This window comes from Bifidobacterium sp. LH_416 (assembly GCF_056357055.1).
Genome location: NZ_JBKEVJ010000005.1, coordinates 207,916 through 217,215, shown reverse-complemented (window position 1 = coordinate 217,215; position 9,300 = coordinate 207,916). Strand labels below are relative to the sequence as shown.

The window sequence follows — 9,300 nt, the reverse complement described above, 5'->3', positions numbered from 1 at the left end:
AATGCCGGCGGACGATACGTCCGGCCGATAGAATTGAAGATTTGCGGCGGTCATGGCCCAGGGGAGACGCCCGGTCCCATTCCGAACCCGGAAGCTAAGGCCTGGCACGGCGATGGTACTGCACCCGACAGGGTGTGGGAGAGTAGCACACCGCCGCATTCACACTTATCGAGGCCCCGATACCCATACGGTATCGGGGCCTCTTGCATACCCGGACACATCGGCATCGGCCCGCGGCCGATTCTGTTCTGTCCGCCGCCCAAGGGCGGCGCAACTGCTCTCCCCCACCCGGCTGCGCCGGGAGCCCCCTCGTCAGAGGGGGCCAAACACACATGGCATCAATTCATACGGCCTAGGGCGATGGCGCAGGAGAGGACGAATGCTTCTCTCGGGTCGGTCGCATCCCAGCCCGTTGATTCAGCAGCGCGCTTCAAGCGGTACCGAATCGTATTGGGATGTACATTCAATTCTTTAGCGGCGGTTTCCAAAGAGCCGCCATACTTCAAAAACGTGGAAACAGTCAATAGCGTAGGATCATCAGGTCCAGCTGCAGCCAAACTGCCATACACCACGTTAACCAGCTCTTCCTGAGCATCACGGTCGCCAATCATCGCTCGCTCCGGCAGAGCATCATCATTGCGCAATGGTCGCGGCAATTGTGGAACTGCAGCCGCCAATGCAGGAGCAGCCTGCAAGCAATATAACGCGGTCTGTATCGTCCTCATTGCGCCCTGTGCACCAGTGCGCTGAGGGCCTAATGCCAAAGGCTTTACATCGTCAAATTCAGAGGCAATCGTATTGCAGATGATTTCAGGAGTGGCAGCACCCGCTGGCCGAATCAGTGCCACAACAACAGCATGAGACTTATCTGACTGATTACCTTGATTACCTTTATCACCATAAGTCGCAAGAGTGGTAATCGGATTGCTCATAACATGCTCTGCCGTCAGACATACGCCACCGAAATCAGAGACGATTTTCTCAATGGATTTGCGCGTACGTGCTGAAGAGCGTGCCGGATATCCAGCTATGGCATAGCTGTCAAAATCACCCTCAAAACCAAGCAGTGCGAATAAAGAAGTCACACGCTGATCAGATAAGCGATTAAACAGACATTCGAAAAGAACTTTGCGTATCCGATCAACAGCGCAGGCATCAGTGCCGTCTGCCACATCGGCGGCAAGAAGATCAAGAAAGTCTGAAGGCATAACCAATAGTGTAAACCTTGACGCTTATGAGTGAATAGTCAATTGGGAAGCAGCCGCTAATTCCGCGCGCGACTCACGCCAGTACGTGAGCACCACAAACCCGAATACAAAAGCCACAGGCAGCATATGACGCTCGAAATTATTGGCCGGCGCAGTAATCATCACGCCCATAAGCAATAGCAGCGGAATATGCGTCATCAATGTGAGCCAACGGCGGCGGATCACCTCAGCAGCACCGATCAACAATGTCATCACCACATAGAAATTGCCATGCGTTGGCCAGCCAAGTACAGGAATCTCGCCCCAAGCTTTTGCAAAGCCGGCAATTTGCTCGCGCCAATTATGGTTATAGGACTTAATCCATACCGAATTTTTTTGCACATAATCGCTGGTCACGTAATAGGTCATCGATACATACGGTTGATCGGTCACATTGAAATAACCGAAGCATTTAGCAAGCAGCGCATCGAGCGCGATGATTGGATTGTCTTTGACGATATCAAGCCATGCCTTATTGAAGTTCGCCATATCTTCCGGCGTCACCGTACGCCATTTATAACTGACTTTTTTGGCTTGAATACCAGAGGATTTCACCGGATCGGCATCCTGCTGGGAGTATGCGTCAGCCATCTGATCCTCGTTGAACACGGGGGAGAGGTTCTTTTTGGCTTCGGCGGAAATACCGTCTGGATTGCGTTGTGCCACGCGCGCAATCATCTGCAGCTGTACGCCGCGGCTTTCGATGGGATCTCCACCGATAATAACGCCTGAGGAAATGGCTAGGGAGATGCCACCGTGAATCAGCACGGTGGGAATCAGCAGGGCGGCAACATAGGTGGCCCAGCGTCGACGGTCGGCAATAATCGCGAGCACGATTTGCAGGGCGATAATGTACCAGGCGTATTTGGCGGAGATCAGCATGACCGACGTAGACACAATAAAGGCGATAAAACTGTGGCGTGGCAGGCGCAGAATTGGCAATGCGGCAGGCTTAGCAGCAGACTTTGTTGCCTGCTTGGCTGCCGGCCTCCACGTTTGCGTGAGCTCATACCAGATGCCAAACCACCAGACGAACGCGAATGCGAACAGAGGTGATTTGGTCAGCGAAATCGTTGAGAATACAGCCAACGGGCACACCATAAAGAACAGCAGAATTAGGAATCGAGCCAGTCCGCCAGCCTGCTGAGGAACTGCGGCATCATCAGCATGTGCAGAGACTGATGCTGCGCTGCCTGGCTGATTGTTAAGCCAAGGGCGATTCAGGAATCGATGTGCTGTGGCTGCGCAGCAGAACACGGCAAACAACATTTGCAGAGCGGCGAGCACCACAATGCCAGCATCGTTTGAGCCAGTCACATATCGCGAGAAGGCGGCCGTAGCACCGTAAATCAGGGTGAGCACGATATTGTGCTGATCGGTGAGATACGTGGGGTCGGAAGGCCACATATAGTGCGCGGTGGGGTAGATGTCCATCGGCACGAAGGAGAAGAAGCCGATATACGGCTGTTTCAGGCCAGTCCACTGGTTCCAGGCCCAGCTGAATTCGCGGATTTGTGAGCGGACATCTGCGCCAAATGCGGCGAGCAGGGTAGTGGGTACCCAGAGCCAGCCGATGAAGAACACCAGCAACAGCTTCCAGAATCGATTGGTGCCGCGGATAATCCAGCGATTCGCAAACGATAGCGCGGACGCTACAGCATGCAGCACATCATGTGCGGAAATATGGAAGCGACGCTTCTGCGCAACGGTTGAGCGCGATTGATCACTGTTCTGTGATTTCTGGACATTTGCGGCGTCTGCATTATCCGCACTGTCTGCATTGCTTGCATTATCAGTCGCGCTCGCCGTCGCAATGGTACGCAACCGTTGGACTGCATTGTGTAGATATGCTCTGAGTTTGGCGGGAAGTACGCGTCCAAGTTCCGCATAGCGCACAAATCCAAGAATGATAGCGAAATAGATAATGAACGAACCGATAAAGATTGCGGTGTTCGCCCAGTTCCAATGCGCAATAGTGCCGGTTTCAAAATCCCAGTACAGCGGGCCCACCGCAGTGCACAATGCCAGCCATAGGCAAGCCAGTACTGCCAGCGTCCACCGTGCGATAGCGCCGATACGGGCAATGCGCGGATGAGCACGGCGGGAAACGACTTGCTGTTGCGTGGGAACTGGTTGATGCATGGTTGTAATGGTAGCTGGATATGCAGTCGGACGCATTGTTGCGACAGATGAAGGTTGATTGTTTTGTGCGTAAAGTTTCTAGGCTGAGCAGTGGAACTTGGGCAATGCGCCGGCTGCGTAATGGAACAGTATGAACTGCGCTGTGACTTTGCTCACCTGTGAACGCTCACACAGTGCAATATCGTCAAAAACCTTGATTTTTAGCCGTTTTTCGTGGGATTTTTGGTTTTCGGGACGAGCAAAATGAGGTAACGTTTTGCCCATGATGCTTGCACTACATACCACGATGCCGCGGTTGCCAAAAACCGAGGCCGTTGCGAATCGGGTCGTCAGTGTTGCCGAAACCGATTCCACGAATGCACTGGCCGCCCAGATGATTACGGACGGCTCATTGATGCCGCCTGCGGGCGAGGTCAATGGAGAGTCCAAGCATAATGGTCGTCTTGCCGTAGATGTGGTAGTGGCAGACAGCCAGGTTGCTGGGCGCGGTCGGAATGGTCATGGTTGGATTAGTCAGCCCGGATGCTGCTCAACCATCTCCTATGTTGTCCGTATGCCGCGTGAGATCGCGACGGATGGCTCGCTGAACGGCTGGCTGCAAATGATTGCGGGACTGGCCACTCTTGATGCGCTGAACGGCATGATTGAGGAATCCGGCGCTTCCATGATCGATGCCGCGCACTTCCTTGAACTCAAATGGCCGAACGATGTGTTCTGCCATGGTTTGAAGCTTGGTGGATTGCTATCCGAGTTGGTGATGATTCCGGATTCCGCTGGCGCTAGCGATGATGTGGCGCTGGTGTTCGGCATTGGCTTGAATCTGGCGCTTGCTCCAAGCCGTCTGCCCACGGCAAAATCGACTTCACTGCAGCTGCACGCCACTGGATTGCCATCATTTGATGACATGCGTGATGATGTAGCCGCCCGCGAAGTTGTTGGATTGGGTGAGCGGTTGGCCAAGTTTGTGGCCGATCCTGCAGGCCAGGCTGAGGCTTTGCGTGAGGAAATGAAAGCGGTTTGCTGGGCGCGCGGCCGTGAAGTCGAGGCGCATTTCACCGATGGCAGTTCGCTTATTGGCGAGGCCATTGGACTTGATGATGATGCCTCGCTTATTCTGCGTACCCCAGATGGAGTGGATCATATTGTGCACACGGCTGATGTTGGTGTGCTGTAAATAGATGTCGTCAACGTCGCAGTTGCCGTTGGCGATGCAAGAAAGTAGAGAGAACAGTGTGGGCTACGGGGCATATCCGTAGCCCACACTGCGTATTACAGATGTTGCTGATAGTCGCTCGGCAATCAGCGGCTCAGCTTGGTTAATCCAGCTGCAGCCAAAGCGGCGACAACAGCCTTGACGGCGTCACCGGCAACAAAGCCCATCGAAGCCAGTGCCACAGCGGCAATCGGAGCACCAGTTAGTGCAGACTGCACGAGGAAACCAAAAGCGTACACGACTACAACGCCGCCAATCAGCGCAGCAAATAAATAACGCCCGGCAGTCAGCGCTGCTGCAGCTACGGAAGTGGTGTTGGCCTTACCGCGCAGCAGAGCGATAGCCACAACGCCCGGCAAGAATCCGAAGATGAATCCAGCGCTCGGGCCTACCAGTGCCATCGTGGAAGCTCCACCGGCAAATACCGGCAGACCAATCGCACCTGCTGCAATGTACAAGGCAAGAGCAGAGCCAGCCTGACGCCAAGACAGCATAAGACCAGCAAGCATCACCACAAAAGTCTGCAGCGTAATAGGAACCGGCGTACCGGGAATCGGAATTTCGCCAGCGGCTGCGGACAGCCAGAGCAGCACGGCGAACAGCACCGGCTTCCAAGAAGCGGCGATGACGCGGCGCGCTACTGAGCTAGCGGCGGCAGCGGGAGTTGTGGTGTGTGAAGACTGCATAATAATTCCCCTTGCGTGTGAATGCTCGACAGCAACATGTCTCACACCTTTTTGGGAATGAGACAGCAGGTATTGCTGATTGGCAAATTGTGGAAGGTGACGGCTGAATCAATCAGAGTGTGATTTAGGAGCCTTCCCCCAACAATTGCCATCGTACGAATGTTTGGTTTTGTGTAGTTTCGTGTGGAAATACAAAAATCAAAAGTTATCTTTGTTGTAAGTTGACGAATAAGCGCATTAATGTCAACTTTGAATTTCGTTTATTAATGAGCCAATAATCGGCGGAATACTGCGGATTATAGGGTGCTAAACTTGCCGGTTACGTAAGCGAAACTTACGCAGACGTTTGTTTGGGCTCTACAAAACCAAGTGATCGGTTTTGTTTGGATGCCGATTGCCGAGGCTGGCTCACGCGAGGACAATCTGACGATATGACTCAAAGTGTCAAGAAATTACTGATCGCGAACCGAGGTGAAATAGCCCTTCGCGTGGTACGCACGGCCAAGGAGATGGGGATATCCACAGTGGCCGTGTACGCCGAACAAGATCGAAACAGCCGATACGTAGACATGGCGGATGAAGCCTACCTGCTGTCCGGCGACACCTACAAAGACACCTACCTCAACGAAGACTTGCTCATCGATATTCTCCATCGCTCCGGAGCAAACGCCGTGCATCCCGGCTACGGATTCCTTTCCGAAGTGCCGAGTTTCGCGGTCAAGGTTGAGGAAGCCGGTGCCATCTGGGTGGGTCCGCATCACACCGCACTCGTGGACCTTGGCGATAAAATCACCGCTCGCCGAGTGGCCTTGCGAGCCAAAGTGCCGCCTGTGCCGGGTATTTCCGAACCAGTGACCGACGTGCGCACGCTGCTCGACTTCGCGCATACCCACGGATACCCCATCATGATGAAGCGCACTGATGGCGGTGGCGGTCATGGCATCACCGTGGTGCATGATGATGAAGAGCTGCGCCGCTTCTATATGAACCATGATGCGCTGCAGGGCGGCGACCTGAATGAATACTTCATTGAAAAGTTCGTGGACAAGGCTCGCCATGTGGAAACCCAGTCTGGCCGCGATTCGCATGGCAATTTCACCGTCTACTCCACCCGTGACTGTTCACTGCAGCGCCGCAACCAGAAGCTTGTGGAAGAGGCGCCCGCTCCATACTTAAGCGAAGCAGTGGTATCGACGCTGGAGGAATACTCCCGCAGACTGTTCACCACCGTGGATTACGTGGGCCTCGGCACATGTGAATTCATGGTGACGCCGAACGGCAAGGTCTATTTCCTGGAGGTCAATCCGCGCCTTCAAGTGGAACATACGGTGTCTGAAGAAGTCAGCGGACTCGACTTGGTGCGCGAGCAGCTGGTCATTGCCTCGGGTGGTGAATTGACACATGCGCCCGAGCCGCGCGGTCACAGTTTTGAACTGCGCATCACCAGCGAGGATCCGGCAACCAATCTGACTCCAGGTTCCGGCACGTTAGAGAAAATCCAATGGCCTGCAGGCCCGGGTGTGCGCATTGATACCGGCGTGGAACAAGGCGACACGATTTCACCAAAGTTCGATTCGATGATGGGCAAGGTGATTGTCACCGCGCAGAACCGTCTCGATGCCGTGGCCCGCGTGCGCCGAGTGCTCGACGAACTGGTGATCGAAGGCGTACCGACGCCAATCTCGCTGTACAAGGAGATCTTCCGTAACGACGATTTCACCGCCGAGCATGGGCATCCATTCTCCGTGACCACCAAGTGGCTAGAACGCACCTACCTGAATCGTGAGCCGAATTCCGCTCGTGCCGGTCAGCCAGCCTCCCTGGCAGGCGCGGCTGCTGGAGCTCCTGGTGCGGCAGCAGGAAACACGGATAAAGCCAAGTCTGAAACATTCGTTATCGAAATGAACGACCGCCGAGTCAAGCTCACTGTGCCGCTGGACATTGTGGAAAACCTGACCGGCTCGGCCCGCGCTCGCAATGCTAAGCGCCCAACCCAGCCGTTGCGCGGCGCTGGTCTGCACAACGTGGCATCCGGAGCTGCTGCAGTAAACGATGGTGCAAAGTCCGGCATTATCGCATCGCCAATGCAGGCCGTGGTCACGCGCATCAACGTATCCGAAGGCCAGCAGGTAGCCAAGGGCGATTTGCTCGTGGTGCTCGAATCCATGAAGATGGAGAACTACGTGTACGCGCCTGCAGCCGGCGAAGTCAAGAAGATCTTCGTGAGCCCCGCCGATGGCGTGGAAGCCGGAGACACGTTGGTGACACTGGATGTGACTGCCGGCAAGAAGGGGAGCGGCAATGACTGACATTATGGATTCGCCGGCTGTGAAGGCCGTGCAGGCTGCTGCCTCGACTGCTGCGGCTGGTGCGATTGCGACTGCGCAGCCCTCCGGGCATCAGCCGTTGCGCGCAGCCGTGGTTCGTGCGGCCGAACTGGCCCGTGCTGCCGAAGATCGCGCTCGCGATAAGCAGCATGCCAAAGGCAAGAAAACCGCACGCGAACGCCTCGACCTGCTCTTCGATACCGATTCCTTCGAGGAAATTGGCCGATTCCAAGGCGGCAACATCGCCGGTGGCAATGCCGGAGCCGCAGTCATCACCGGTTTCGGACTGGTCTACGGACGCAAAGTCGCCGTGTACGCCCAGGACTTCTCCGTCAAAGGCGGCACATTAGGTACTGCGGAAGGCGAGAAGATCTGCCGACTCATGGACATGGCCATCGACCTCAAAGTGCCGATTGTTGCCATCGTGGATTCTGGCGGCGCTCGCATTCAGGAAGGCGTGGCCGCACTCACCCAATACGGTCGCATCTTCCGCAAAACCTGCGAAGCCAGCGGTTTTGTACCTCAGTTGAGCCTGATTTTGGGCCCATGCGCCGGTGGTGCCGTCTACTGCCCGGCCCTGACGGATCTCATCATCATGACCCGCGAAAACTCGAACATGTTCGTCACTGGACCGGATGTGGTCAAGGCAGCCACCGGCGAAACCATTTCCATGGCGGACCTCGGTGGCGGCGAAGTGCACAACAAGGTATCCGGCGTAGCCCATTATCTCGGTGAAGACGAATCCGACGCCATCGACTACGCGCGAACAGTGCTCGCCTACCTGCCATCTAATGCCGAAAGTCAGCCGCCTGTATACGCGTACGCCGCCACTCGCGCCGAACGCGACACCGCCAAACGACTGGCCACCATCGTGCCTGCCAACGAACGCCAACCGTACGACATGCTCGACGTCATCCGCTGCATCACCGACTACGGCGAATTCGTGCAAGTGCAGGAACTGTTCGGTGCCTCGGCGCTCGTGGGATTCGCCTGCATTGAAGGCAAACCGGTGGGTATTGTGGCAAACCAGCCGAACGTTCGCGCCGGCATTCTGGACGTCGATTCGTCCGAAAAAGTCGCACGATTCGTACGTCTATGCGACGCCTTCAATCTGCCGGTGGTCACACTGGTGGACGTGCCCGGATACAAGCCCGGCTCCGATCAGGAACATGCCGGCATCATCCGCCGCGGAGCCAAAGTCATTTACGCCTACGCCAATGCTCAGGTGCCACTGGTCACCGTGGTGCTGCGCAAGGCGTTCGGCGGCGCATACATCGTGATGGGATCCAAAGCCATCGGTGCCGATCTGAACTTCGCTTGGCCGAGCTCGCAGATTGCAGTGCTGGGTGCCGCTGGAGCAGTCAATATTATTCATCGCCATGATTTGGCCAAAGCCAAAGCATCCGGGCTTGATGTGGAGGCCTTGCGAGCCAAGTACATCAAGGAATACGAAACCAGCACTGTGAACGCGAACCTCTCGCTCGAAATCGGGCAGATTGACGCGATGATCGACCCCGAGCAGACCCGCGAAGTCATCGTGGAATCGCTCGCCACGCTGGCCACCAAGCGGCGTGTGAAACGCACCCCCAAACACCACGGCAACCAACCGCTGTAACGCTGGCCCCCTCGTCAGAGGGAGCCGAACTTTGAACTTTGTAAGACGCAAACCAACCAACCCAAGGAAC

Annotated in this window: 6 protein-coding genes and 1 rRNA gene; 4 read left to right on the top strand and 3 right to left on the bottom strand. The window is 55.7% G+C overall.

All coding sequences use genetic code 11. The features are described 5' to 3' along the window. The first annotated feature begins 42 nt into the window (after positions 1-42). Positions 43-159: ribosomal RNA gene (rrf, locus tag AC1AY0_RS10430) — 5S ribosomal RNA — on the top strand. Between the two features lie 179 nt (positions 160-338). On the opposite strand, the gene AC1AY0_RS10425 is transcribed toward rrf, so the two are convergent. Continuing rightward, positions 339-1,208 (bottom strand): PucR family transcriptional regulator, encoded by an 870-nt coding sequence (locus AC1AY0_RS10425; RefSeq protein WP_476526382.1) that lies wholly within the window; start codon positions 1,206-1,208, stop codon positions 339-341. A gap of 24 nt (positions 1,209-1,232) precedes the next feature. Next, positions 1,233-3,389 (bottom strand): DUF6020 family protein, encoded by a 2,157-nt coding sequence (locus AC1AY0_RS10420; protein ID WP_476526380.1) that lies wholly within the window; start codon positions 3,387-3,389, stop codon positions 1,233-1,235. Between the two features lie 262 nt (positions 3,390-3,651). Here AC1AY0_RS10420 and AC1AY0_RS10415 point away from each other — a divergent pair, with 262 nt between their 5' ends. After that, on the top strand, positions 3,652-4,563 hold the full coding sequence (locus AC1AY0_RS10415) for a biotin--[acetyl-CoA-carboxylase] ligase (RefSeq protein WP_476524027.1): 912 nt from the start codon (positions 3,652-3,654) through the stop codon (positions 4,561-4,563). Positions 4,564-4,688: 125 nt separating this feature from the next. On the opposite strand, the gene AC1AY0_RS10410 is transcribed toward AC1AY0_RS10415, so the two are convergent. After that, positions 4,689-5,288 carry a biotin transporter BioY gene (locus tag AC1AY0_RS10410; protein ID WP_476524026.1) on the bottom strand — a complete coding sequence of 200 codons (600 nt, stop codon included), beginning with the start codon at positions 5,286-5,288 and terminating at the stop codon, positions 4,689-4,691. A 431-nt stretch (positions 5,289-5,719) separates the two neighbouring features. Between AC1AY0_RS10410 and AC1AY0_RS10405 the strand changes: the two genes are divergently transcribed. Together AC1AY0_RS10405 and AC1AY0_RS10400 are read left to right on the top strand one after the other, a co-directional pair. After that, positions 5,720-7,597, top strand: a complete 1,878-nt coding sequence (locus tag AC1AY0_RS10405; RefSeq protein ID WP_476524025.1) for an ATP-binding protein — start codon at positions 5,720-5,722, stop codon at positions 7,595-7,597. After that, entirely contained in the window at positions 7,590-9,230 is a 1,641-nt protein-coding gene (locus tag AC1AY0_RS10400) for an acyl-CoA carboxylase subunit beta (protein WP_476524024.1), read from the top strand. Before AC1AY0_RS10405 ends, AC1AY0_RS10400 begins: the two co-directional genes overlap by 8 nt. Positions 9,231-9,300 lie beyond the last annotated feature (70 nt).

Excerpts from the sequence above, each read along its gene's own strand:
- AC1AY0_RS10425 (WP_476526382.1), bottom strand. The coding sequence starts at position 1,208 with ATGCCTTCAGACTTTCTTGATCTTCTTGCCGCCGATGTGGCAGACGGC.
- AC1AY0_RS10420 (WP_476526380.1), bottom strand. The coding sequence starts at position 3,389 with ATGCATCAACCAGTTCCCACGCAACAGCAAGTCGTTTCCCGCCGTGCT.
- AC1AY0_RS10415 (WP_476524027.1), top strand. The coding sequence starts at position 3,652 with ATGATGCTTGCACTACATACCACGATGCCGCGGTTGCCAAAAACCGAG.
- AC1AY0_RS10410 (WP_476524026.1), bottom strand. The coding sequence starts at position 5,288 with ATGCAGTCTTCACACACCACAACTCCCGCTGCCGCCGCTAGCTCAGTA.
- AC1AY0_RS10405 (WP_476524025.1), top strand. The coding sequence starts at position 5,720 with ATGACTCAAAGTGTCAAGAAATTACTGATCGCGAACCGAGGTGAAATA.
- AC1AY0_RS10400 (WP_476524024.1), top strand. The coding sequence starts at position 7,590 with ATGACTGACATTATGGATTCGCCGGCTGTGAAGGCCGTGCAGGCTGCT.